Annotated in this window: 22 protein-coding genes and 1 other RNA gene; 13 read left to right on the forward strand and 10 right to left on the reverse strand. The window is 70.5% G+C overall.

Translation table 11 applies throughout. The annotated features are described in order from the left end of the window. Nucleotides 1–68: 68 nt before the first annotated feature. From AC2YHT_RS22320 to AC2YHT_RS22340, 5 genes are all read left to right on the forward strand, one after another. Nucleotides 69–383 carry a hypothetical protein gene (locus tag AC2YHT_RS22320; protein ID WP_487292059.1) on the forward strand — a complete coding sequence of 105 codons (315 nt, stop codon included), beginning with the start codon at nucleotides 69–71 and terminating at the stop codon, nucleotides 381–383. A gap of 112 nt (nucleotides 384–495) precedes the next feature. Then, nucleotides 496–1,137 carry a TetR/AcrR family transcriptional regulator gene (locus AC2YHT_RS22325; RefSeq protein WP_110120070.1) on the forward strand — a complete coding sequence of 214 codons (642 nt, stop codon included), beginning with the start codon at nucleotides 496–498 and terminating at the stop codon, nucleotides 1,135–1,137. A gap of 40 nt (nucleotides 1,138–1,177) precedes the next feature. Then, nucleotides 1,178–2,209 carry an alpha/beta hydrolase gene (locus AC2YHT_RS22330; RefSeq protein ID WP_487292060.1) on the forward strand — a complete coding sequence of 344 codons (1,032 nt, stop codon included), beginning with the start codon at nucleotides 1,178–1,180 and terminating at the stop codon, nucleotides 2,207–2,209. 15 nt (nucleotides 2,210–2,224) lie between these two features. Then, entirely contained in the window at nucleotides 2,225–3,217 is a 993-nt protein-coding gene (locus AC2YHT_RS22335) for an NADPH:quinone oxidoreductase family protein (RefSeq protein WP_487292061.1), read from the forward strand. Beyond that, nucleotides 3,214–3,609: a hypothetical protein gene (locus AC2YHT_RS22340; protein WP_487292062.1), complete on the forward strand. Its 396-nt coding sequence runs from the start codon at nucleotides 3,214–3,216 to the stop codon at nucleotides 3,607–3,609. The genes AC2YHT_RS22335 and AC2YHT_RS22340 overlap by 4 nt, the downstream gene beginning before the upstream one ends. A gap of 202 nt (nucleotides 3,610–3,811) precedes the next feature. On the opposite strand, the gene recR is transcribed toward AC2YHT_RS22340, so the two are convergent. From recR to ffs, 4 genes are all read right to left on the reverse strand, one after another. Further along, nucleotides 3,812–4,414, reverse strand: coding sequence for a recombination mediator RecR (gene recR / locus AC2YHT_RS22345; protein WP_487292063.1), 603 nt, complete (start codon nucleotides 4,412–4,414; stop codon nucleotides 3,812–3,814). A 6-nt stretch (nucleotides 4,415–4,420) separates the two neighbouring features. After that, nucleotides 4,421–4,750: a YbaB/EbfC family nucleoid-associated protein gene (locus AC2YHT_RS22350; protein WP_487292064.1), complete on the reverse strand. Its 330-nt coding sequence runs from the start codon at nucleotides 4,748–4,750 to the stop codon at nucleotides 4,421–4,423. Nucleotides 4,751–4,909: 159 nt separating this feature from the next. Next, a complete protein-coding gene (locus tag AC2YHT_RS22355; protein WP_487292065.1) occupies nucleotides 4,910–6,763 on the reverse strand; it encodes a DNA polymerase III subunit gamma/tau in 1,854 nt (617 codons plus the stop codon). Nucleotides 6,764–6,848: 85 nt separating this feature from the next. Further along, nucleotides 6,849–6,941, reverse strand: an RNA gene (gene ffs / locus AC2YHT_RS22360) — signal recognition particle sRNA small type. Nucleotides 6,942–7,166: 225 nt separating this feature from the next. Between ffs and nudC the strand changes: the two genes are divergently transcribed. Beyond that, a complete protein-coding gene (gene nudC / locus AC2YHT_RS22365; protein ID WP_110120064.1) occupies nucleotides 7,167–8,111 on the forward strand; it encodes an NAD(+) diphosphatase in 945 nt (314 codons plus the stop codon). A gap of 166 nt (nucleotides 8,112–8,277) precedes the next feature. On the opposite strand, the gene AC2YHT_RS22370 is transcribed toward nudC, so the two are convergent. The 4 genes from AC2YHT_RS22370 to ispH form a co-directional block, all read right to left on the reverse strand. Then, the gene (locus AC2YHT_RS22370; RefSeq protein ID WP_487292066.1) at nucleotides 8,278–8,694 is read right to left on the reverse strand and encodes an MAPEG family protein; all 417 of its coding nucleotides are present in this window, start codon (nucleotides 8,692–8,694) and stop codon (nucleotides 8,278–8,280) included. Nucleotides 8,695–8,769: 75 nt separating this feature from the next. Beyond that, on the reverse strand, nucleotides 8,770–9,216 hold the full coding sequence (gene rnhA / locus AC2YHT_RS22375; RefSeq protein ID WP_110120061.1) for a ribonuclease HI: 447 nt from the start codon (nucleotides 9,214–9,216) through the stop codon (nucleotides 8,770–8,772). Continuing rightward, a complete protein-coding gene (thrB, locus tag AC2YHT_RS22380; protein WP_487292067.1) occupies nucleotides 9,213–10,175 on the reverse strand; it encodes a homoserine kinase in 963 nt (320 codons plus the stop codon). The genes rnhA and thrB overlap by 4 nt, the downstream gene beginning before the upstream one ends. 244 nt (nucleotides 10,176–10,419) lie before the next feature. Next, on the reverse strand, nucleotides 10,420–11,382 hold the full coding sequence (gene ispH, locus AC2YHT_RS22385) for a 4-hydroxy-3-methylbut-2-enyl diphosphate reductase (RefSeq protein WP_487292068.1): 963 nt from the start codon (nucleotides 11,380–11,382) through the stop codon (nucleotides 10,420–10,422). 189 nt (nucleotides 11,383–11,571) lie between these two features. On the opposite strand from ispH, the gene AC2YHT_RS22390 reads away from it, so the two are divergent. From AC2YHT_RS22390 to AC2YHT_RS22400, 3 genes are all read left to right on the forward strand, one after another. After that, nucleotides 11,572–12,294 (forward strand): Tat pathway signal sequence domain protein, encoded by a 723-nt coding sequence (locus AC2YHT_RS22390; protein WP_487292069.1) that lies wholly within the window; start codon nucleotides 11,572–11,574, stop codon nucleotides 12,292–12,294. Further along, nucleotides 12,291–14,132 carry an arginine--tRNA ligase gene (gene argS / locus AC2YHT_RS22395; protein WP_110120055.1) on the forward strand — a complete coding sequence of 614 codons (1,842 nt, stop codon included), beginning with the start codon at nucleotides 12,291–12,293 and terminating at the stop codon, nucleotides 14,130–14,132. The genes AC2YHT_RS22390 and argS overlap by 4 nt, the downstream gene beginning before the upstream one ends. A 239-nt stretch (nucleotides 14,133–14,371) precedes the next feature. After that, entirely contained in the window at nucleotides 14,372–15,076 is a 705-nt protein-coding gene (locus AC2YHT_RS22400; protein ID WP_487292070.1) for a DUF899 family protein, read from the forward strand. Nucleotides 15,077–15,086: 10 nt separating this feature from the next. On the opposite strand, the gene AC2YHT_RS22405 is transcribed toward AC2YHT_RS22400, so the two are convergent. Both AC2YHT_RS22405 and mutY read right to left on the reverse strand, forming a co-directional pair. Continuing rightward, nucleotides 15,087–16,490: a glycoside hydrolase family 28 protein gene (locus AC2YHT_RS22405; RefSeq protein WP_487292071.1), complete on the reverse strand. Its 1,404-nt coding sequence runs from the start codon at nucleotides 16,488–16,490 to the stop codon at nucleotides 15,087–15,089. 245 nt (nucleotides 16,491–16,735) lie between these two features. Further along, nucleotides 16,736–17,788, reverse strand: a complete 1,053-nt coding sequence (gene mutY, locus AC2YHT_RS22410; RefSeq protein ID WP_487292072.1) for an A/G-specific adenine glycosylase — start codon at nucleotides 17,786–17,788, stop codon at nucleotides 16,736–16,738. A gap of 62 nt (nucleotides 17,789–17,850) precedes the next feature. On the opposite strand from mutY, the gene AC2YHT_RS22415 reads away from it, so the two are divergent. From AC2YHT_RS22415 to AC2YHT_RS22430, 4 genes are all read left to right on the forward strand, one after another. After that, entirely contained in the window at nucleotides 17,851–18,399 is a 549-nt protein-coding gene (locus AC2YHT_RS22415) for a DUF721 domain-containing protein (RefSeq protein ID WP_487292073.1), read from the forward strand. Nucleotides 18,400–18,508: 109 nt separating this feature from the next. Further along, nucleotides 18,509–19,132 (forward strand): DsbA family protein, encoded by a 624-nt coding sequence (locus tag AC2YHT_RS22420; RefSeq protein ID WP_110120050.1) that lies wholly within the window; start codon nucleotides 18,509–18,511, stop codon nucleotides 19,130–19,132. Between the two features lie 2 nt (nucleotides 19,133–19,134). Beyond that, a complete protein-coding gene (locus tag AC2YHT_RS22425) occupies nucleotides 19,135–19,743 on the forward strand; it encodes a DsbA family protein (RefSeq protein WP_487292074.1) in 609 nt (202 codons plus the stop codon). Nucleotides 19,744–19,758: 15 nt separating this feature from the next. After that, on the forward strand, nucleotides 19,759–22,248 hold a 2,490-nt coding region (locus tag AC2YHT_RS22430; protein ID WP_487292075.1), incomplete at its 3' end, for an AAA family ATPase.

Consider the following 22,248-nt stretch of genomic DNA (forward strand, 5'->3'; position numbering starts at 1 on the left):
CGTCGAGGGGCTGGTGCGGCTTCTCGGCGCGGTTTCCTTCGGACGGATCAATCCCTAGACTCGCGGGCATGCGTCGCGCCCTTTCCGCCCTGCTGCTGGTCGTCGCCCTGGCCTCTCCCGCCGGGGCGCAGACGAGCGCCCAGACGAGCGCGCGCTCGACCGGTTCGCCGGCCGCCGAGACGCCCGCGCCCGCGCCGCTTCCGCCGCTGTTCTCGCCCAAGCCGCCCGAGCGCGACATCCCCGCCTGCAAGGCCGCCTGCGCCAAGAGCTACTATTTCTGCCGCGCCAACGCCGACGACGACAGCTGCCCCAGCGAGTGGTCGCGCTGCAACGTGCGCTGCTCGGCCAGCTTCGTCCGACCATCGGGGCTGTCGGGGAACTAGATCCTCCCCCTCTGGGGGAGGGTCTTATCGACAGACCCTCTTGCTCCGCGCCCGGAACGGGGATCAAATCCTGACGGGGCGTCATCGACGCCGCTGGGAGTCGCGCTCATCGATGTCGAACATCGCCTATTTCCCCGCCATGCCGCCGCGCGAGGACAATCGCCCGGGCAAGCGCGAGCGCACCAAGACCGCCAATCGCCAGGCCATCCTCGACGCGGCCCGCCAGGTGTTCGGCGAGCTGGGCTACGACGGGGCCACGGTGCGCGACATCATCCGCCTGACCGGTTTGGCCTCGGGCACCTTCTACAACTACTACAAGTCCAAGGAGGAGGTGTTCGACGCCCTCGCCGACGACGGCGCGCGGCGCTTCCGGCCGCTGCTGCGCGTGGAGTTTGAGAAGGCGACCGACTTCGCCTCGTTCCTGCGCGGGGCCATGCGGGCCTATTTCGACTTCCTGGCCGCCGAGCACGAGACCTGGCGGGTCAACCGCCCGGCCGGCGAGACCCATCCGCAGGTGCGCTCGACCCCCGAGGTCACCGCCGTCTTCGCCGAGGTGCGCGAGGCCTTCGAGCGGGTGCTGGAGCGCGAGCACGCCCCGCCCGTCGACCTCGACTACCTGACCGCCGCCTGCATCGCCGTGGCCCGCGAGGTCGGCGACAAGATGCTGGAGCGCCGGCCGATGGACACGCAGGGCGCCACCGCCTTCGCGGTCGGCCTGATCCTCGGCGGCCTGCCGGCCTTGCCCAGGCCCTAACCTCTCCCCACGCCCTCCACACAAAGAGAAGAGCCCCCGAATGGCCGACGTCCAGAAGCTGGTCCTCAAGACGATCCTGTCGCTGCCGACCCCTATCCTGCGGGCGCTGAGCGGTGGGGGCGTGGTCTATCGCGGCGGGCGCACGCTCGATCCGCGCTTCCAGTTCTTCGCCCACGCGGCCCAGGGCCTGCCGTCGATGACCACCCTGGCCCCGGAAGAAGCCCGAGCGGCCAGCGCCAAGGGCCTGGCGGCGGTGTCGGGTCCGCCCGAGCCGGGCGTGCGCACCGAGAGCCTCAGCATCGACGGTCCCGGCGGGCAGATTCCGCTGCGCGCCTATCGCCCGGCCGAGCAGGACAGCGCAGCGCCGCTGATCGTCTTCGCCCACTTCGGCGGCGGGGTGATCGGGGACCTGGAAACCTGCCACGCCTTCTGCGGGATCCTGGCGCGGGTGGCCAAGACGGCCGTGCTGTCGGTCGACTATCGCCTGGCCCCGGATCACCGCTTTCCGGCCGGCCTGGACGACGTGCTGGCCGCGTACCGCTGGGGCCGCGACAACGCCGCCCGCTTCGGCGCGGCGCCGGGCCAGGCGGCGATCGGCGGCGACAGCATGGGCGGCAATTTCTCGGCCGTGCTGGCCCAGGAGATGAAGCGCACGGGCGAGGCCCAACCGGCCTTCCAGCTGCTGATCTATCCCGCCGTCGACGTCGCCAGCGAGACGCCGTCGATGGCCACGTATGGAGATAGTTATCCGCTCAGCCGGCCGATCATGGAGTGGTTCATGGCCCACTACATGGGGCCGGAAGCCGACCCGGCCGACCCGCGCCTGTCGCCGGACAAGACGCAGGACCTGTCGGGCCTGGCGCCGGCCATCGTCGTCACCGCTGGCTTCGACCCCCTGGTCGACCAGGGCGAGGCCTACGCCAAGCGCCTGATCGCCGCCGGCGTGCCGACCGTCTACCGCTGCTACGACAGTCTGGCGCACGGCTTCACGGCCTTCACCGGCGCGGTGCCGGCGGCCGATGCGGCCTGCCGCGAGATCGCGGCGCTGGTGCGGGCGGAGATCGAGAAGTGAAGCCCTTCCCCCTCGATGGGGGAAGGTAGAGTGAAGGCGCTCGTCGTCGAGGCCCTGGCGCCGGACTTCGCCGGCTGCGCCATCCGTGAGATCCCGACCCCGGCGCCCGGACCCGGCGAGGCGCTGGTCCGGATCAAGGCCGCCAGCGTCAACTTCCCCGACCTGCTGATGACCCGCGGCGAATACCAATTGAAGCCGCCCCTGCCGTTCACGCCCGGCCTCGACTTCGCCGGCGAGGTCGCTGGACTGGGCGAGGGCGTTTCAGGCCTGGAGATCGGCGCGGCGGTGGTCGGCGGCGCGCGCACCGGGGCGTTCGCGGAGTTCATCGTCGTTCCCGCCAAGGCCCTGAAGCCCAAGCCCGCGCGGCTGTCGTTCGGCGAGGCGGCGTCCTACGGCGCAGCCTATCTGACGGCCCAGGTGGCGCTGGTGCGGCGGGCGAACCTGCAACCCGGCGAATGGGTGCTGGTCCATGGCGCGGCCGGCGGGGTGGGGCTGGCGGCGGTGGACCTGGCCAAGGCCATGGGCGCGCGGGTGATCGCGGCCTCGGCCTCCGACGACAAGCTGGCGCAGGTGGCTCGGCTCTACGCCGCTGACGCGACCGTCAACGTCACTGGAGGCTTCCGCGACCGCGTGAAGGCGATCACCGGCGGGCGCGGGGTGGACGTGGTCTACGATCCCGTGGGCGGCGACGTCTTCGACGAGAGCCTGCGGTGCCTGGCCTTCGACGGGCGCCTGCTGGTGATCGGCTTCACTTCGGGCCGGATCCCGACCGTCTCGGCCAACATCCCGCTGATCAAGGGGATCTCGGTGATGGGCGTGCGGGCCGGCGAATACGGCCGCCAGTTCCCCGAGCGCGGGGCCGAGGATCAGGCGGCGGTGTGGGCCATGGCCGACGCCGGAACGATCCGGCCGCACGTGCATGCGCAGCTTCCGCTGGAGCGCTGGCGCGAGGCGTTCGACCTGCTGGCGGAGCGACGGGTGGTGGGCAAGGCGGTGATCGTGCCATGACGCCGGCCTATGATCTCGACGCCCTGGCCGGCCTGTGCGCCGACCTGGGCTTTCCGACCAACCGCCCAGAGGCGACGCGACTGGAAGTCGATCTCGGTGAAGGCGCGGTGCTCGCCTTCGATGTCGAGGAGGGCGATGGCCTGATCGGGTTCGCCGGCGGCGACTGGCACACCCACGGCGACCTCCTGTTCGCCGACGCTCGAGGCTACAGCGTCTCGATGACGGCGGCGGCGCTGTTGCCCGCGCTCGCCGACGGGCGCGTGCTGATCCGCGATCAAGAGGCTCTGGGGCGGCTGGTAGAGCGCTCGCTCTTCCACGTCGATTATCCGGATGTGATCGCGCTGGAGCCGGGCGAGCGGATGGTGCTGCGGCGGGCGGTGGTCGTTCCGTAGTCTCTCCCATCCCTGAAAAACCTCTCCCATGGGGAGAGGGAGGGGCCCGCGCCGAAGGCGTGGGAGGGTGAGGGGGTAAGACGTCGGCCGTGTGTAAGCTGACCCGCCGCTCCGGCTTTCGGGATTATTCGGTGAGGGTGTAACCCCTCATCCTCCCATGCTGCGCATGGGCCCCTCCTTCTCCCTATGGGAGAAGGTGAGTTCAGGCCGGCCGTCTCGCCCGCAGCGCCTGGGCGATGGTCCCATCGTCCAGCCAGTCGAGGTCGCCGCCCACCGGCACGCCCCGCGCCAGCATGGTCACCGGCACATTGGTGTTGGCCAGGCGGTCGGCGAGGTAGTGGGCGGTGGTCTGGCCGTCGACCGTGGCCGGCAGGGCCAGGATCACTTCGGCGACCTCGCCGCTGGAGGCGCGAGCCAGCAGCTCGCTCACCCGCAGGGTCTCGGGCCCGACCCCGTCCAGCGCCGACAACAGGCCGCCCAGCACGTGGTAGCGGCCCTTGAACGAGCCGCCGCGCTCCATCGCCCACACCGAACCGACCTCCTCGACCACGCACAGCAGGCGCACGTCGCGCGTCCCGTCCGAGCACACGGCGCAGGGATTGGTGGTGTCGAGCGAGCCGCAGGTCGAACAGGTCTTCACCTTCGCCTGCGCGTCGGCCATGGCGGCAGCCAGCGGCGCCAGCAGGGTGTCGCGCTTCTTCAGCAGGGCCAGGGCCGCCCGCCGGCCCGAGCGCGGTCCAAGGCCCGGCAGCTTCGACAGCAGGGCGATCAAGCGCTCGATCTCGGGTCCGGCGGAGGCGGCCATCAGCCTTTAGAACTTCATGCCCGGAAAGCCGCCCATCATGCCGGCCATCGGGCCGGCGGCCTCCTGCATCAGCTGGGCCTGCTTGGCGTCGAGCTTCTTCTTGGCGTCGGCGTGGGCGGCGACGATCAGGTCGGCGATGACCTCGCCTTCGCCCGGCTCGACCAGGCTCTCGTCGAGCACCACCTTGGTCAGCTCGCCCGAGCCGGCCAGGGTGACGGTGACCATGCCGCCGCCCGAGGTGCCCTCGACGTTGATCTCGGCGACGCGAGCCTGGGCTTCCGCCAGCTTCTGCTGCATGGCCTGGGCCTGCTTCATCAGGCCGCTGAGGTCTTTCATGGTCTGCTCCTCGAAAGGTTCTTTCCCTCCCCCTTGATGGGGGAGGGGCAGGGGTGGGGGTGGAAGCGCCGGCGGGTTCGAGCGCGGCCGAGCCGCATCCTGAAAAGCCGCGTCACCCCCATCCCCGACCCTTCCCCCATCGAGGGGGAAGGGAGATGGCTAGTCCTCGATCTCGTCCGGCTCGATCGGCGCGGGCTCGGGGGCGAGGACCTTGCGGATCTCGACGATCTCCGTGCCCGGGAAGGCGCTGAGCACCGAGGCCACGAACGGGTCGGACTTGATGGCCGCCAGGGCTTCGCGCTCCTCGCGTTTCTGGCGCTCCATTAGGCTCTCGGCCCCGCCGCCGCCCTCGGCGGCGATCAGCCAGGGCTGGCCGGTCCATTCCTTAAGCGCGCGGACCAGGCGGCCGGCCAAGTTGCCGGGGGCGCCGGGGGCGGCCTCGAAGGTGATGGCGCCGGGGCGGAAGCTGATCGGGCGGACATACTGTTCGACGTCGAGCCGCAGACCGATGTCGCGCTTCTCGGCGATCAGCTTCAGCACGTCGTCGAACGAGGCCAGCACGGGCGCGGCCGGCGCCGCGCCGACGGCGGCCATGGCGCGCGGCGCGGCCGAGACGGCGCCGCCCGGCGCGGCTCCACCGCCCACCGCGACGCCGCCGCCCCCAGGGCCATTGGGACCACCCGGATTGCCGCCGTCGCGCAGGGCCTTCAGCGCATCCTCCGGACCCGGAAGGTCGGCGGCGTAGCACAGGCGGATGATGGCCATCTCGGCGGCGGCCATGGCGTCGGGCGCGCGGCGCACCTCGTCATGGGCCTTCAGCAGCATCTGCCATAGGCGGGCCATGGTCCCGGCGCTGGTCTGGGCGCCGACCGAGGTCAGGCGCGCGGCCTGCTCCTTGGGCATCGACAGGGCGTCCGGACCCAGGGCCTTGGCGACCGACGAGGCGTGGCAGTGGTCGAGCAGGTCGAGCATCACCACCACCGGATCGGCGCCGAAGCCCCACAGCTGGCGGAAGGTGGTCAGGGCCTCGCCCGGCTTGCCGCTCATCACCTGTTCGAAGAGGGCGATGGTCTGGCTGCGGTCGGCCAGGCCCAGCATGTCGCGCACGACGGCGGCGGTGACCGTCTGGCCGCGCTCGGTCTGGACGATGGCCTGGTCGAGCAGCGACAGGCCGTCGCGGGCCGACCCCTCGGCGGCGCGGGCGATCAGGGCCAGGGCGTCGGCGTCGATCCGCGCCCCTTCCTTCTGCGAGATGCGGTCGAAGTGCTTGGCCAGCACGTCCGGCTCGATCCGGCGCAGGTCGAAGCGCTGGGTGCGCGACAGGATCGTCACCGGAACCTTGCGGATCTCGGTGGTGGCGAAGATGAACTTGGCGTGCGGCGGCGGCTCTTCCAGCGTCTTCAGCAGGGCGTTGAACGCCGCCGTCGACAGCATGTGCACTTCGTCGATGATGTAGACCTTGTAGCGCGCCTCGACCGGGGCGTAGCGCACCCCGTCCAGCAGTTCGCGCATCTCGTCGACCTTGGTGCGGCTGGCGGCGTCGAGCTCCAGCACGTCCATGTGCCGGCCCTCGATGATCGCCCGGCAGTGCCGGCCCTCGGTGGTCAGGTCGACGCTGGGGCCGTGGACGGTGTCGCTCTCGTAGTTCAGCGCGCGGGCCAGCAGGCGGGCGGTCGTGGTCTTGCCGACCCCGCGGACGCCGGTGAGCATGAAGGCGTGGGCGATGCGGCCGGTGCTGAACGCGTTGGCCAGCGTGCGGACCATGGCCTCCTGGCCGATCAGGTCCTCGAAGGTGCGGGGGCGGTACTTTCGGGCCAGCACGGTGTAGGCCGCGCCGGGTTCTTCCGGTTCGGGCTCGGGCAGGGGCCTGGCCGCCGGCGGCGCGGCGGCGGGCGCGGGCGCTTCGCCGAAGATGTCGGCCGTGTTCTCGTCGCGCTCGGGGAGCTCTTCGCGTTCGAAGGCGGGCTCGTCCCAGGGCGGGGCGGATTCGGGCGTGAGGTCGTGGTCGGCCATGGGCGCAGTCTAGAGCGTCGGGCGGCGCGGCAAAAGGCTCGCGCGCGCTCGCTGGCGTGGATGCTGACGATTTCGGGGAATAAGGTGGAGACCGGCAGACGACCCGAAGGTGATCTCGTTGTGGCTGCTGCCTCTCGGCCCTGACCAGATTGGCGAGGCCATCGTCCGTCGCCGATCTCCGAGGGGGTATATCGCGACTCATCGACCGATATGCAAGCGCCCAGAGCGTCGCAGCCGAAAGTGGCCGCCGGTTTCGGCGTCCGCGACGCGACAAAATGAGAAGCCAGAGCGTCGCAGGCCGTAGAGATGTGGATCGCGGACGAAAGGCGGCGGGTTTCCGGTGGGCGAAAAGCCTTAACGGCAGGCGGTGACGACTCCGCGTCGCTGGGCTACAGATTCGCCCATGCCGCTATCCGAGATCGTCAACATCTTCGCCGGGAATCCGCTGGACCGCGCCAGCGAGCGTCGAGGCGACGCCAGCTGGATCGCCGAGAAGCTCGACGACGCCCAGTCCCTGGCCGTCGCCGTCTGGAACGGCAAGGTCCTGGTCGAGGACGCACCTGGGGCTGATGACGAGCCGGGCGGCGTCCAGATCGCCTATCTGCGCGCCGACATGGCCAAGGAGCTGGCCGGCACCGACGAGCGCCTGCTGTTCATGGGCCTGTGGAAGGACATCGCGGTCTTCGCCGTCGACCTGGAGGGCGCGGCCGATCCGGCGGAGGGCGCTCTGCAGGGCCTGGGCCGGTTCGAGGAACTGCGCGGCGCGGCCGCCACCCTGCCCGCGCCCGACGCCGGCATCCTGGGCACCGCCAAGTCGATGTTCGAATGGCGGCGCAAGCACCCGTTCTGCGCCAACTGCGGCCAGAAGAGCGACATCGCCGACGGCGGCTGGAAGCGCATCTGCCCGGCCTGCCACGCCGAGCACTTCCCGCGTACCGACCCGGTGGCGATCATGCTGGCCGTGCACGGCGGCAAGTGCCTGCTGGGCCGCCAGGCCGCCTGGCCGCAGGGCATGTTCTCGGCCCTGGCCGGCTTCATCGAGCCCGGCGAGACCATCGAGGAGGCCTGCGCCCGCGAACTGAAGGAAGAGGCCGGCCTCGTCGCCACCAAGGTGCGCTACCATTCCAGCCAGCCCTGGCCGTTCCCCGCCTCGCTGATGATGGGGCTGATCGCCGAGGTCGACAGCGACCAGGCCGCCCCCGACCAGACCGAGCTGGAAGCCGTCCGCTGGTTCGACAAGGACGAGGCGAAAGCCCTGATCCGCGGCGAGATCGAGGATGCGTTCGCCCCGCCGACGCTGGCGATCGCGCATCAGCTGATCAAGACGTGGTGCGAGTCTGAGGACTGATCCTTCTCCCCCTGCGGGAGAAGGTGGCGGCCGAAGGCCGTCGGATGAGGGGTCTCTCAGAAGAAAACCGCCTCGCCCCGCCTGACCGCCCACGCAGCGTCGAGGTCTGAGAGACCCCTCACCCGACCCGCTTCGCGGGCCACCCTCTCCCGCAAGGGGAGAGGGATCAGGCGATGAGCCTCACCCACTCCCTGACCACCATCGCCCCCAGCACCAGGGTCGACAGCGAAAACACCGCGAACCGCGCCAGCACGATGTTGACGCTGACCTGGATCAGGCTGTGCAGCACCCGCAGGCCCGCATAGGCCCAGGCCAAGCCCACCGCGACCGGATCGCCATGACCCGCCACGGCGATCGCAAGAGCCGCCGCGTAGAAGATCGTCGGCTGTTCCATCAGGTGGTTGTAGTTGTCTGCCGCCTGCCGGGCGGCGTCGGGCAGGCCTGTGAGCGACCCCGGAAACCGCGCGTCCTGCGGCTTGATCCCGGCCTTGGTCATGGCCGGCAGGCGCTGAGCGTACATCCACAGCCACATCAGCAGCGACCAGCTCACCAGCGCCAGCACCGGTGCGATCATCGTATTCATGGCGTTGCCTCCCCAGGCGTTCTTCTTTCGGGGAGGCTATCTATGGAACGCCGTTCCGCGAAGCCTGACCTTGGGTCAGCGCTTCTTCAGCGTCTCTTCCATGCCGCGGCGGGCCAGTTCGTCGGCGCGTTCGTTGTGTTCGTGGCCGGCGTGGCCCTTGACCCAGCGCCAGTCGATCTCGTGGCGCAGGCGGGCGGCGTCGAGGCGCTGCCACAGGTCGACGTTCTTGACCGGGCTCTTGTCGGCGGTCTTCCAGCCCTTGGCCTTCCAGCCATGGATCCACTGGGTGACGCCCTTCATCACGTACTGGCTGTCGGTGTGCAGCTCGGCCTTGGTCGGGCGATTCAGCGCCTCCAGGGCCATGATCGCGCCCATCAGCTCCATGCGGTTGTTGGTGGTCGCCAGGTCGCCGCCGCAGATTTCCTTGCGCTTGTCGCCGTACATCAGCACCGCGCCCCAGCCGCCGGGACCCGGATTCCCGCGGCAGGCGCCGTCGGTATAGATGATCAGTTTCGGGGTCACTGCGAGGATCCGAACAGCGACAGGCCCTCGCGGTGCACCGCCAGCTTGCGCTCGTATTCCAGCGGGTCCTTCGGACGCACCAGGGCGCCGGCCGGGGTGGCGTTCCAGTCGGCCAGGCGGGTCAGGAAGAAGCGGATGGCCGCGCCGCGCGCCAGGATCGGCAGGGCGTCGCGCTCGGCCGGGCTGAGCGGCCGGCGGCGCTCGTAGCCGGCGATCAGGGCGCGGGCGGCGGTGACGTTGAAGCTGCCGTCGGCCTCGAAGCACCAGGCGTTCAGGGTCACGGCCACGTCGTAGGCGTAGGCGTCGTCGCAGGCGAAATAGAAGTCGATGGTCGCCGCGAACTTGCCGTCGGTCTTGAAGAAGACGTTGTCGGGGAAATAGTCGGCGTGGATCGTGCCGGTCGGCAGGTTGCGCGGCCAGGCCAGGGCCAGCTCGGCCAGATCCTTGTCGATCACGGCCGAGAGGCCCGGCTTCAGGTCTTCGGCGGCCTGGCGGTGCTTGGAGAACAGCGGCGCCCAGTGCGGCTGGCCCAGGTCGTTGGCGCGACGGCCGGCATAGCCCTCGCCGGCCAGGTGCAGCCAGGCCAGGCCCTCGCCGGCTTCGCGGCAGTGGGCCGGGGTGGGCTTGCGCACCGACAGGCCCGGCAGGAAGTCGACGATGGCGGCCGGCTTGCCGCGCAGGGTCTTGAGATTGCGGCCCGCCTTGTCGGCCACCGGACGCGCGGAAGGGTAGCCGCGGTCGGCCAGCCAGCCCAGGAGGTCGAGGAAATAGGGCAGGTCCTCGGGCCGCGCGCGGCGCTCGTAGACCGTCAGGATGTAGCGGCCGGTCTCCGTTTCCAGCAGGAAGTTGGAGTTCTCCACGCCCTCGGCGATGCCCTTGAACGCCAGCGGGGCGCCCAGGTCGTACTCGGCCAGGAAGGCTTCGAGCTCTTGGTCGGTGATGTCGGTGTAGACGGCCATGGCGGCGGGATGCGGCGCCGCGCGCTGGCGGTCAAGCGGGGGCCTTTAGAATCCCTCTCTCTTTGAGAGAGGGCGGGGCCCGCGCCGAAGGCGTGGGAGGGTGAGAGGTAACAAACTCTCAGGAGAAAGCGCGGCGGCACGGCCAGCGCTTTGATTGGGGCTATGCCTGCCAAGGGTGAAACCTCTCACCCTCCCACCGCTACGCGGCGGGCCCCTCCCTCTCTCTAAGAGAGAGGGGTCTTATTCAAGCCGTCGTCAGCAGCCTGGGCAGCTTGAAGGTCACGGTCTCGCGGGCTTCGACCAGTTCCTCGATCTCCAGGTCGAAGTGGCCGCTGATGGCGTCGATGACGCCCTGCACCAGGTCTTCCGGGGCCGAGGCGCCGGCCGTCAGGCCCACGCTCTGCACGCCTTCGAACCAGCTCCACTCCAGGCCCGAGGCGTCGTCGATCAGGTAGGCGGCCTTGGAGCCGGCCTTCAGGCCCACTTCCTTGAGGCGCACCGAGTTGGACGAGTTGCGCGAGCCGACCACCAGGATCAGGTCCGACGCCTCGGCCAGCATCTTGACCGCGTCCTGGCGGTTGGTGGTGGCGTAGCAGATGTCTTCCTTGTGCGGGGCGGCGATGGTCGGGAAGCGCTGCTTGAGCATGGCGACGATGTCGGCGGTGTCGTCGACCGACAGGGTGGTCTGGGTCAGGAAGGCCACGTTGGAGGCGTCCTGCGGCTGCCAGGTGCGGGCGTCGTCGATGTCCTCGATCAGGGTCACGGTGCCCTCGGGCAGCTGGCCCATGGTGCCGACCACCTCGGGGTGGCCGGCGTGGCCGATCAGCACGATCTCGCGGCCGTTGTCGAAGTGCTTCTGGGCCTCGACATGGACCTTGGAGACCAGCGGGCAGGTGGCGTCCAGATAGATCATCTGCCGAGACTTGGCTTCGGCCGGCACCGATTTGGGCACGCCGTGGGCCGAGAACACCACCGGGCGGTCGTCAGGGGCCTCGTCCAGTTCCTCGATGAAGATCGCGCCCAGCGCCTTCAGCCGATCGACGACGTGGCGGTTGTGGACGATCTCATGGCGCACATAGACCGGCGCGCCGAACTTCTCGATCGCCCGTTCGACGATCTGTATGGCGCGGTCCACCCCCGCGCAGAAGCCGCGCGGGCTGGCCAGGAAAAGGCGAAGCTTGGGACGGGTCGGCGCGGCGGTGCTCATGGCGCGGAACCTAAGCGTTCGAGGCCTTCGGCGCCAGACATGCGTGACGCGAGCATGCTCGACGCGGACGTTTGACGTCAGGCCTGAAACGCGAGCACGTTGCGAGGTCACGCATATGCCTTTATCAGGCTGCATGACGCCGGCTGGGGCACCTCCCGAACTGGCAATCCTTCTCGAACCGGACGTTTCATGCGCCGCACGCTTTCCGTCGCCCTCAGCGCCACGATGGCCCTGTCGTTCGCCATGACCGCCATGAGCGCTCACGCCCAGATGGGCGGAGGCATGGGCGGCCAGGGCGGCCCCGGTGGCGGTGGTCAGGGCGGTGACGACGATGGCGGCAAGAAAAAGAAGCGCGACGAGGAGTGGAACCAGCCCAAGGCTCCGCTGGCCCAACTGCGCAACGCCGGCCCGTGCCCCTTCGTGAAGGTGCTGTACGACGCCAGCCGCTATGTCGAGTTCAAGGGCGGCAAGGAAAGCAGCGCGGCCGCCGGCTACACCGGCGAGATCCAGGGCGTGTCCTCGGGCTGCGCCTACAAGAACGACGAGCCGATCAAGATGCAGGTCGAGGTTCTGTTCGCTCTGGGCCGTGGTCCCGAAGCGACCGAGCCGCGCAAGACCTATCGCTATTGGGTGGCCGTGACCGAGCGCAACAAGGACGTGCTGGCCAAGGAGTATTTCGACCTGCCCGTCACCTTCCCGGCCGGCGGCGATCGCGTCTATGCCACCGAGAATCTGCAGACCATCACCATCCCGCGCGCCGACATCAAGACGAGCGGCAGCAATTTCGAGGTCCTGATCGGCTTCGACGTCACCCCGGAAATGGCCGCCTTCAACCGCGACGGCAAGCGCTTCCGGGTCAACGCCGGCCAGACCGCCCAGGCCCAGCAAGCAGGGACTCCTCCTAAGCAATGAACGATTTGAAGCGGTCCTTGAGCGAGGCGGCCGCGGCCGCTTTCCAGGCCGCCGGACTGTCTCCCGACTTCGGGCGCGTCACGGCGTCCGACCGGCCCGACCTTGCCGACTTCCAGTGCAACGGCGCCCTCGCGGCGGCCAAGAGCGCCAAGCGTAACCCCCGCGAGATCGCCGTCCAGGTGGTCGACCAGCTGAAGGCCGATCCGCGCCTGGCCTCGGTCGAGATCGCCGGCGTCGGCTTCATCAACATGCGCGTCAGTCCCTCGGCCCTGGCCGAGCGGGCCGACCAGATCGCCGCCGATCCGCGCGCCGGCGCCAGCCTGCTGGCCGATCCGCGCCGGGTGCTGGTCGACTACGCCGGCCCCAACGTGGCCAAGCCGATGCACGTGGGCCACCTGCGCGCCTCGATCATCGGCGAGTCGATCAAGCGCCTTTACCGCTTCCGCGGCGACCAGGTGGTGGGCGACGCCCACTTCGGCGACTGGGGCTTCCAGATGGGCCTGCTCATCACCGCGGTGGCGGACGAGGACGCCTTCATCGCCGCCCTGATGGAGAAGCTGCCGGACGCCCCGCGCGACTTCACCGCCGCCGACGAGGCCAAGGTGCGCGCCGAGTTCGCCGGCCGGGTGACCCTGGCCGACCTCGACCGCCTGTATCCGGCAGCCGCCGCGCGCGCCAAGGAAGACGCCGACTATCGCGACCGCGCCCGCAAGGCGACGGCTGACCTGCAGAACGGCCGCTTCGGCTACCGCCTGCTGTGGAAGCACTTCGTCGAGGTCAGCCGCGTGGCCCTGGAGCGCGAGTTCCACGCCCTGGGCGTCGACTTCGACCTGTGGAAGGGTGAGAGCGACGCCGACCCGCTGATCGCGCCGATGGTGCGCCAGTTGGAGGACAAGGGCCTGCTGGTCGAGGACCAGGGCGCCCGCATCGTCCGCGTGGCCCGTCCCGGCGAGACCAAGAAGAAGAAGCTGCCCGACGGCTCGGTGATCGAGGTCGAGAGCCCCGATCCGCTGCTGGTGGTCTCTTCGGAAGGCTCGGCCATGTACGGCACGACCGACCTGGCGACCATTCTCGACCGCCGCCAGTCGTTCGACCCGCACCTGATCCTCTACTGCGTGGACCAGCGTCAGGCCGACCACTTCGAGCAGGTGTTCCGCGCCGCCTATCTGGCTGGCTACGCCCAGCCGGGCGGCCTGGAGCACATCGGCTTCGGCACCATGAACGGCGCCGACGGCAAGCCGTTCAAGACCCGCGCCGGCGGCGTGCTGAAGCTGCACGACTTGATCGAGATGGCCCGCGAAAAGGCCCGCGAGCGCCTGCGCGAAGCCGGCCTCGGCTCGGAACTGTCGCCGGAAGCCTTCGAGGAGACCGCGCACAAGGTCGGCGTCGCCGCCCTGAAGTTCGCCGACCTGCAGAACTTTCGCGGCACCTCCTACGTCTTCGACCTCGACCGCTTCACCAGCTTCGAGGGCAAGACCGGTCCGTACCTGCTGTACCAGACCGTCCGCATCAAGAGCATCCTGCGCAAGGCCGCCGAGCAGGCCGCCAAGGCGGGTCCGGTGATCGTGGCCGAGCCGGCCGAACGCGACCTGACCCTGCTGCTGGACGCCTTCGAGGGCGCGCTGTCGGAGGCCTACGACAAGAAGGCCCCCAACTTCGTGGCCGAGCACGCCTACAAGCTGGCCCAGGGCTTCTCGAAGTTCTACGCCGCCTGCCCGATCCTGGGCGCCGACGATCCGGCCGTGCGGGCCTCGCGCCTGACCCTGGCCCAGACGGCGCTCAAGCAGCTCGAGCTGGCGCTCGACCTGCTGGGCGTGGACGCGCCCGAGCGGATGTGACCCGATCCCTCTCCCCTTGCGGGAGAGGGTGGTCTCCCGAAGGGAGGTCGGGTGAGGGGTTGCACGTACAGAAACGCCGCGACAGCTGATCGGCTGTCGCGGCGTTTTGCTTTTGAGAGACCCCTCATCCGTCGGCCTTCGGCCGCCACCTTCTCCCGCAAGGGGAGAAGGAAGTCGCTGCAGCGCTTGCAAACCATCGTTCTCCGGCGTCCTCTGCCCGCGCCACCGGGAGGACCGCCATGGACGACGCCGCGACCCTGACCCCCGCCGCCCTGCTCGCCCGCGCCAATCCGGTGCGGATCCCCAACGAGAGCGCCGAGTATCGCGCCGCCCGCACGGCCTTGCTGGCCGAGGAGATCGAGCTGCGCCGCCACATCGAGCGGGTCGCCGCCCAGCGCCGCGCCCTGCCGCCGGGCGGGCCGGTGGCCGGCGACTACCGGTTCCAGGGCGAGGAGGGCGAGGTCGACTTCGCCGGCCTGTTCCGCGACAAGCCGACCCTGGCCGTCTACTCCTACATGTTCGGCCCGCAGCGCGAGCGGCCCTGCCCGATGTGCACCAATCTGCTGGGCGCATGGGAGGGCAACGCCGCCGATATCGACCAGCAGCTGTCGCTGGCGGTCGTGGCCCGATCGCCGCTCGACAAGCTGCTGGCCTGGAAGCGCGAGCGCGGCTGGAAGACCTTGCGGCTCTACACCGACCTGACCGGCGACTATTCGCGCGACTATTTCGGCGTGCTGCCCGACGGCTCGGAGATCCCGGCCTTCAACGTCTTTTCCCGTCGCGACGGGACGATCCGCCACTTCTGGTCGGGCGAGATGGCGGGCGAGACCGCCGATCCGGGCCAGGATCCGCGCGGCGCGCCCGATCCCGCCCCGCTGTGGATGGTGCTCGACAGCACCCCCGAGGGCCGGCCGCCGGAGTGGTATCCGAAGCTGGATTACTGACGAGGACGCCCTAGACGGACACGAACCCCTCGACATTCTCCGTCTTTACCGGCTCTTCCAGCACCTTGCCCACGGCCACCTTGCGTAGCCGCACGTCGCGGACCGGCAGGTCCTTCTCGCCCTTGATGCGGCAGATCGAGCCGGCCTCCTCGACGCGCACGCCGCTTACCCTCAGCCCCTCGATCGCCGTCAGCCGCCGCTCGTAGGTCGGGACCAGGGTGCGCCACTGGTAGAGGACGTCGGTGTCGACCGCCAAAACGCTGCCGGCGATCTTTGTGGCGCTGACATTGGTCATGTGGATGTTGCGGACGAAGCCGCCGCGTCGCTCGTTGGTCTTGACGAACATCAGGTTGGCGATCGGTACGGCCCAGCCGTCCTCGCCCTTTCCATCGCCGGTGAAGTGGCAGTTGTCGACGAAGACGTTCTCGATCCCGGCCGACAGCTCGCTGCCGACCGCCAGCAATTGGTGGCCGTTCTTGATCCGGCAGTCGCGCATGACGACGTTGCGGGTGGGAACGCCCAGACGCCAGGCGTCCTGGTCGCGGCCCGACTTCACCGACACCGCGTCGTCGCCCTGGTCGAAGACGCAGTCCTCGATCAGCACGTTCTGGCTCGTCTCCGGATCGACGCCGTCGTTGTTGTGGCCGTGGGCGCGGATCTTCACCCGGCGGATGACGACGTCGGTGCAGAGGAACGGGTGGATCACCCAGAACGGGCTGTCCTCGATGCTGACGTCCTCGACCAGCACGTGGCGGCAGCGGTTGAACTGGATGAACTGCGGGCGAAGGTTCGCCTCGCCGGCCGCCATCTGGCGCTCGCTCACCGGCTCGCTCCTGGCGGCCTTGTGATAGAGCGCCACCAGGGCGTCCATGTGCGGCTTGGGCCGCGCGTACCAGACCTTCCAGACGTCGAGCCTGGCCTTCAGCCTGCCGGGGCCGGTGATCGCCACGTTCTCGCAGTCGAAGGCGTAGACCAGCGGCGAATAGTTCCAGCACTCCAGCCCCTCCCAGGTGGTCTGGACGGCGGGCAGGTAGTCGGCAGGCTTTTCCGAGAACAGCAGGGTCGCGCCCTTGGCCAGGTGCAGGGCGACGTTGCTCTTCAGGTGCACCTTGCCGCTCGGCCAGGTTCCTTCCGGGATCACCACCACGCCCGCGCCGACGGCGTTGGCGGCCGTGATCGCCGAAGCGATGGCGGCGCTCGTCCTGCTCTGGTCGCCCTGGTCGGCGCCGAAGTCGGTGATGGGGAAGCGTTTCGCGCTGGAGAAGTCGGGAACGCCGATGCCGGGCATGTCGAACGGCGCGGTCGGGCGGACGAGCTTGTGCGGGAAGGGCTTAGCCAGGGCGAGGCCTGGGATCAGCGGCGCCGCCAGACCGGCCGCCAGCGCCGTCCGTCGGGTCGGAAGGTGGATGCCCATGCCGCGTCTCCCAGAGTCGGGCGTCGCGCGCGCCCGTGCCGGAGCATTGCTCGCATGATGGGATGCGAAGTCAATATTTGAGAACTGATCCTTCTCCCCTTGCGGGAGAAGGTGGCGGCCGAAGGCCGACGGATGAGGGGTCTCTCAAAAGAAAACCGCCTCGCCCAGCCCGCAGCGTCGAGGTCTGAGAGACCCCTCACCCGACCCGCTTCGCGGGCCACCCTCTCCCGCAAGGGGAGAGGGATCTAGACGAGCCGCTCCAGTCCCGCCCGCGCCGCCTTCAGGAACACGCTCGGCAGCGCCGACAGCCCCTCGTGCGGGGTCCAGACGAAGTCGCCGGCGACGTCGGCTTCGGTGACCAGCACCCGCAGGGTCAGGGAGAAGTGGGTGAAGACGTGCTCGACCGCGCCCAGATCCCGCCACGGCGCCAGGATCGGCGCGACGCGGATCGCCTCATCATCCGACCACGGACGATCTCGCCAGTCGGAGGTCGGCAGGCCCAGCATTCCGCCCAGCAGGCCCTTGTCGGGACGCCGCACCAGGGCCGTCTCGCCCCGGCGGCTGACCACATAGGCCACGCCGTGGCGGCGGGGCCGGTCGGCCTTCTTGGTCTTGCGCGGATAGGTTTCGGGCGCGCCGCGCGCCTTGGCCGCGCAGAAGGTCTCGACCGGGCAGCGATCGCAAAGCGGGGCCTTGGGCTTGCAGATCGTGGCGCCCAGATCCATCAGGGCCTGGGCCCAGTCGCCGGGGCGCTCGTCGGTGACCAGTTCGCCGGCCAGGCGCTTCAGTTCCGGCTTGGCGTCGGGCACGGGGGCCTCGACCGCGAAGAGCCGCGCCATCACCCGCTCGACATTGCCGTCGACGACATTGGCCTTGCGATCGAAGGCGATGGCCGCCACGGCCGCTGCCGTGTAGGCGCCTACGCCCGGCAGGGCCAGCAGGCCTTCCTCGGTGTCGGGGAAGACGCCGCCGTGGTCATTGGCGACCGCGCGGGCGCAGGCCAGCAGGTTGCGGGCGCGGGCGTAATAGCCCAGCCCCGCCCAGGCCCCCATCAGCGCGCCGTCCTCCTCGGCCGCCAGGGCCTCGACCGTGGGCCAGCGCTGGGTGAAGACCAGGAAATAGGGCGTGGCGTGCGGCACGGTGGTCTGCTGGAGCATCACCTCCGACAGCCAGACGCGGTAGGGATCGCTGCGCAGCCCCATGCGCCCGGCGACGGGGCCGGTTCGCCAGGGCAGGACGCGGGCCTCGCGGTCGTACCAGGCCAGAAGTGCGGAGCGGATCGCGGCGACGTCGGTCATTGTCGCCTCCTATCGCAAATCCGCGCGCGCGAGGGGAGAGGGGGCGTGCTAGGCTTTCGCGCATGTACCGCCGCACGCTGCCCACGGCCGACGAAGCGCTGAAGATCCTGTCGCGCCGCCGCACCCGGCCGCCGATGCGCGTGCCGCCGCCGGCCGGCAAGAGCCTGGCCCCGCTGATCCGCGAACTGGACAAGAAATACGGCCAGGGTCCGGGCGCGTTGCAGGCCCGCTGGAAGGAAATCGTCGGCGACACCCTGGCCCGCCGCACCGAGCCCGTCCGCATCATCAAGAGCCGCACCGGCGAGGGCGGCACGCTGGAACTGCGGGTCGACGGCCCCGTGGCCTCGCTGATCCAGCATCAGGCCCCGCAGATCACCCAGCGTCTCGACCTGCTGCTGGGCAAGGGCGCGGTCACCCGTCTGCGGATCGTACAGGGACCGGTGCGCGTCGCCGGGGCTGCCGCCAGCGCCCCGCCGCGTCCGCGCCGCCGCCCGCCGCTCGACGCCGCCCAGGAGCGCGACCTGGCCAACAGCCTGGTCGACCAGCCCGAGGGGCCGTTGAAAGAGGCGCTGCTGAAGCTTGGTCGAGGCGTGCTGCGCAACGAAAGTTGACAACCTGCGCGCGTTCACGCTGATGCGCTCCAAGCCTCAAGCGCGCCATTTTCATGCCGATAAAGAATCGCGCTTAACTCTACTATTCACGTTCGAGGAAGACCCGACCATGCGCTCGCCCCTTCGCCGGATCCTGCTGGCCGCAGCCCTCGTCGCCGGCGTCGCCGGCCTTTCCGCCTGCAACAAGTCGGGCGGCGCCGTCACGGCCGACGACATGAGCCTGGGCAACCCGAACGCCAAGGTCACCGTCATCGAGTACGCCTCGGCCAGTTGCGTCCACTGCGCCCGCTGGAACGAGGAGGTCTTCCCGGCCTTCAAGCAGAAGTACATCGACACCGGCAAGGTGAACTACGTCTACCGCGAGTTCCTGACCGCCCCGCCGCAGGTGGCCGCCGCCTCGTTCCTGCTGGCCCGCTGCGCCGGCAAGGACAAGTATTTCTCGGTCCTGGACTCGGTCTACCGCTCGCAGGAAGAGATGTTCACCACTGGCCAGTACCGCGACGTGCTGCTGCGCATCGCCCAGTCGGCCGGTCTGGACGAAGCCAAGTTCGACGCCTGCGTCAGCGACGAGAAGGCCCTGAAGGCGCTCAACGACCGCATCGAGCGCTACTCCAAGGAAACCGACATCAAGGGCACCCCGACCTTCGTCATCAACGGCAAGAAGCTGAACGAAGAAGGCGGCGAGGCCCCGCTGGCCCAGCTGGACGCCGCCATCGCCGCGGCGAGCAAGTAAGCATGACCCTGGACCGGCGCGCGCTGATCGTTTCAGGCATGGCCGTCGCGGCCATGCCCGGCCTGGCGCGCGCCGCCCAGATGCCGCCCCTGCCCGGCGACCACGTCATGGGCTCGGTCAAGGCCAAGGTGCAGATCGTCGAGTACGCCTCGATGAGCTGCAGCCACTGCGCCCACACCGCGCTCGAGATCATGCCGGCGATCAAGAAGCGCTACATCGACACGGGCAAGGCCCGGCTGGTGTTCCGCGAATTCCTGACCCCGCCCGCCGACCTGGCTGGCGCGGGTTTCCTGCTGGCCAACCGCGTGCCGCCTGCCCGCTATTTCGAGGCGGTCGAGGCGATCTTCGCGGCCCAGCACGACATGTTCCAGACCGGCGACTACTGGGGCGGGCTGCTAGGCGTGGCCAAGCGGTTCGGCCTGACCGAGGCGCAGCTGGAGGCGACCCTCAACGACAAGGCCGCGCTCGCCGCGCTGAACGCCCGCGTCGAGGCGGCCGCCAAGCGCGGGATCAACTCCACGCCCACCTTCTACATCAACGGCGAGGAATTCGTCGGCGAGCTGACGGTGGAAGACCTGGCCAAGGCCGTCGACAAGGCCCTGAAGGGCTAGCGGGCGGGCGCGGCCGTGCAGTTCCAGCGTCTGCGCCTTTCCGGCTTCAAGTCCTTCGTCGAGCCGACGGAGTTCAGGATCGAGCCTGGCCTGACGGGCATTGTCGGGCCCAACGGCTGCGGCAAGTCCAACCTGCTGGAAGCCCTGCGCTGGGTGATGGGCGCCAATTCCGCCAAGGCCATGCGGGCCGGCGGCATGGACGACGTCATCTTCGCCGGATCTGGCAACCGCCCGCCGCGCAACCACGCCGACGTCACCCTGACCATCGACAACGCCGACCGCACCGCCCCGGCCGCCTTCAACGACGATCCGGTGCTGGAGGTCGTGCGCCGCATCGACCGCGGGGCCGGCTCGACCTACCGCATCAACGGCCGCGAGGTGCGGGCCCGCGACGTCCAGCTGCTGTTCGCTGACGCCTCGACCGGCGCCAACTCGCCGGCCCTGGTGCGCCAGGGCCAGATCAGCGAGCTGATCGGCGCCAAGCCGCAGAACCGCCGCCGCATCCTGGAAGAGGCGGCCGGGGTCTCGGGGCTGCACACCCGTCGCCACGAGGCCGAGCTGCGGCTGCGGGCGGCCGAGACCAATCTTACCCGCCTTGAAGATGTGGCCCGCGAGCTGGAGACGGCGCTGAACCGCCTCAAGCGTGAGGCGCGCCAGGCCGAGAAGTACCGCCGCCTGTCGACCGAGATCCGCGCCGTGCAGGGCGCGGTGCTGTTCGCCCGCTGGACCGAGGCCCGCGATGTGCTGGAGCGCACCCAGGCCGAGGCCACCCAGGCGATCCGCGACGTCGAGGACACCGCCCGCGCCGCCGCCGCCGGCCAGGGCGCGATCGTCGAGGCCGAAACCGCCATGCCGCCCCTGCGCGAGGAGGCGACCATCGCCCAGGCGGTGCTGGGTCAGCTGGCGATCCAGAAGGACCGGGCCGAGCGCGACGCCGCCGCCGCCGCCGCCGAGTTCCAGCGCCTGTCGGCCGATCTCGCCCGCATCGACGAGGACCGCGCCCGCGAGGAGCAGGCCGCCGAGGACGCCGGCCGGAGTCTGGCCCGCATCGAGCCGGAACTGGCCGAGGTGCGCGCCCTGATCGCCGCCGCGCCCGAGCGCGGTCCCGAACTGGAATTCGCCGCCAAGGCCGCCGAGGCCGCTCGTGCCGAGGCTGACGGCGCCGTCGAGCGCCTGGCCGCCCAGACCGCGGCGGAAGAGGCCCGCGCCCGCGCCGCCGCCCAGCGCCTGGCCGAGGCCGAGAGCCGCCTGGCCCGCACCGTCCGCGCCCTCGACCAGGCCAAGGCCGAACGCGCCGCCGTCGGTCCGGCCGTCGATCCCGCCGCCGCCGAAGCCCGCCAGCGTTTCGCCAATGCCGAGGCCGCGCTCGCCGCCGCCCGCGCCGCCCTGGAGACCGCCGAGGCCGAACGCACGACGGCCGCCCAGGCCGAGGGCGCGGCTCGCGATCTGGCCCGCAAGGCCGAGGACCAGCTGGGCCGCCTGCGCACCGAAGCCCGGGGCCTGGCCCAACTGACCGCACCGCGCGCCAAGAGCGGCTTCTCGCCCGCCCTCGACGCGGTGACGCCCGACAAGGGCTACGGCGCGGCCCTGGCCGCCGCCCTGGGCGACGACCTGGAAGCCGCCCTCGACGCTCGCGCATCCTCGCACTGGGCTGGGGCGGAGACGCCGGCGACCGCCTGGCCCGACGGCGTCCAGCCGCTGGCCCCGCTGGTCAAGGCCCCGCCCGAGCTGGCCGCGCGCCTGGCCATGGTCGGCCTGGTCGAGCGGGCCGACGGCGAGCGGCTGGCCAAGGGTCTGCCGGTCGGTGCGCGTCTGGTTTCCAAGGAAGGCGACCTGTGGCGCTGGGACGGCTTCGTCGCAAAGGCCGACGCGCCCAAGCCCGCCGCCGTGCGGCTGGAGCAGCGCACCCGCCTTGCCGAGGTCGAGGCCGAGATCGACTTGGTCGCGCCCCGCGCCGAGGCCGGGGCCGCCGCCCTGAAGACCGCCGCCGACCGTCTGCGCGCCGCCGAAGACGCCCTGCGCGACAAGCGCCGGGGTCCGCCCGACGCCGAGCGCCTGCTGAACCAGGCCCGCGAGACCGTGGCCCGCTACGAGCGCGAGGCCGCCCAGCGCGAGGCCCGCGCCCAGTCGCTGGACGACACCATCGCCCGCTTCGAGGCCGAGCGCGCCGAGGCCGACGAAGCGCTTGCAGCCGTCCGCGCCGAACACGCGGCCGCCGAAAGCGTCGGCGACCTGGCCCCGCAGCTGCTCGCCGCTCGCCAGGCCGCGACCGCCGCCCGTGAAGCCGCCGCCGCCGCGCGTTCGGCCCTCGATCTTGAGAACCGCGAGCGTTCGGGCCGCCAGCGCCGCGTCGAGAGCCTGGAGCGAGATCTCGGCGACTGGACCCGTCGCCGCGACGCCGCCGCCAAGCGCGCCGAGGGCCTGGAGGGCGATCGCGCCAAGGCCGCCGCCGCCCTGGAGGCCGCCCGCGCCGCCCCGGCCGAGCTGGAAGAGAAGCTGCTGGTG

This window comes from Caulobacter sp. SRI_008 (assembly GCF_057586355.1).

Bases quoted from the DNA above. Each gene is read 5' to 3' on its own strand.
- AC2YHT_RS22320 (WP_487292059.1), top strand. From the start codon at position 69: ATGCGTCGCGCCCTTTCCGCCCTGCTGCTGGTCGTCGCCCTGGCCTCT.
- AC2YHT_RS22325 (WP_110120070.1), top strand. From the start codon at position 496: ATGTCGAACATCGCCTATTTCCCCGCCATGCCGCCGCGCGAGGACAAT.
- AC2YHT_RS22330 (WP_487292060.1), top strand. From the start codon at position 1,178: ATGGCCGACGTCCAGAAGCTGGTCCTCAAGACGATCCTGTCGCTGCCG.
- AC2YHT_RS22335 (WP_487292061.1), top strand. From the start codon at position 2,225: ATGGGGGAAGGTAGAGTGAAGGCGCTCGTCGTCGAGGCCCTGGCGCCG.
- AC2YHT_RS22340 (WP_487292062.1), top strand. From the start codon at position 3,214: ATGACGCCGGCCTATGATCTCGACGCCCTGGCCGGCCTGTGCGCCGAC.
- recR (WP_487292063.1), bottom strand. From the start codon at position 4,414: ATGGCCGCCTCCGCCGGACCCGAGATCGAGCGCTTGATCGCCCTGCTG.
- AC2YHT_RS22350 (WP_487292064.1), bottom strand. From the start codon at position 4,750: ATGAAAGACCTCAGCGGCCTGATGAAGCAGGCCCAGGCCATGCAGCAG.
- AC2YHT_RS22355 (WP_487292065.1), bottom strand. From the start codon at position 6,763: ATGGCCGACCACGACCTCACGCCCGAATCCGCCCCGCCCTGGGACGAG.
- nudC (WP_110120064.1), top strand. From the start codon at position 7,167: ATGCCGCTATCCGAGATCGTCAACATCTTCGCCGGGAATCCGCTGGAC.
- AC2YHT_RS22370 (WP_487292066.1), bottom strand. From the start codon at position 8,694: ATGAATACGATGATCGCACCGGTGCTGGCGCTGGTGAGCTGGTCGCTG.
- thrB (WP_487292067.1), bottom strand. From the start codon at position 10,175: ATGGCCGTCTACACCGACATCACCGACCAAGAGCTCGAAGCCTTCCTG.
- ispH (WP_487292068.1), bottom strand. From the start codon at position 11,382: ATGAGCACCGCCGCGCCGACCCGTCCCAAGCTTCGCCTTTTCCTGGCC.
- AC2YHT_RS22390 (WP_487292069.1), top strand. From the start codon at position 11,572: ATGCGCCGCACGCTTTCCGTCGCCCTCAGCGCCACGATGGCCCTGTCG.
- argS (WP_110120055.1), top strand. From the start codon at position 12,291: ATGAACGATTTGAAGCGGTCCTTGAGCGAGGCGGCCGCGGCCGCTTTC.
- AC2YHT_RS22400 (WP_487292070.1), top strand. From the start codon at position 14,372: ATGGACGACGCCGCGACCCTGACCCCCGCCGCCCTGCTCGCCCGCGCC.
- AC2YHT_RS22405 (WP_487292071.1), bottom strand. From the start codon at position 16,490: ATGGGCATCCACCTTCCGACCCGACGGACGGCGCTGGCGGCCGGTCTG.
- mutY (WP_487292072.1), bottom strand. From the start codon at position 17,788: ATGACCGACGTCGCCGCGATCCGCTCCGCACTTCTGGCCTGGTACGAC.
- AC2YHT_RS22415 (WP_487292073.1), top strand. From the start codon at position 17,851: ATGTACCGCCGCACGCTGCCCACGGCCGACGAAGCGCTGAAGATCCTG.
- AC2YHT_RS22420 (WP_110120050.1), top strand. From the start codon at position 18,509: ATGCGCTCGCCCCTTCGCCGGATCCTGCTGGCCGCAGCCCTCGTCGCC.
- AC2YHT_RS22425 (WP_487292074.1), top strand. From the start codon at position 19,135: ATGACCCTGGACCGGCGCGCGCTGATCGTTTCAGGCATGGCCGTCGCG.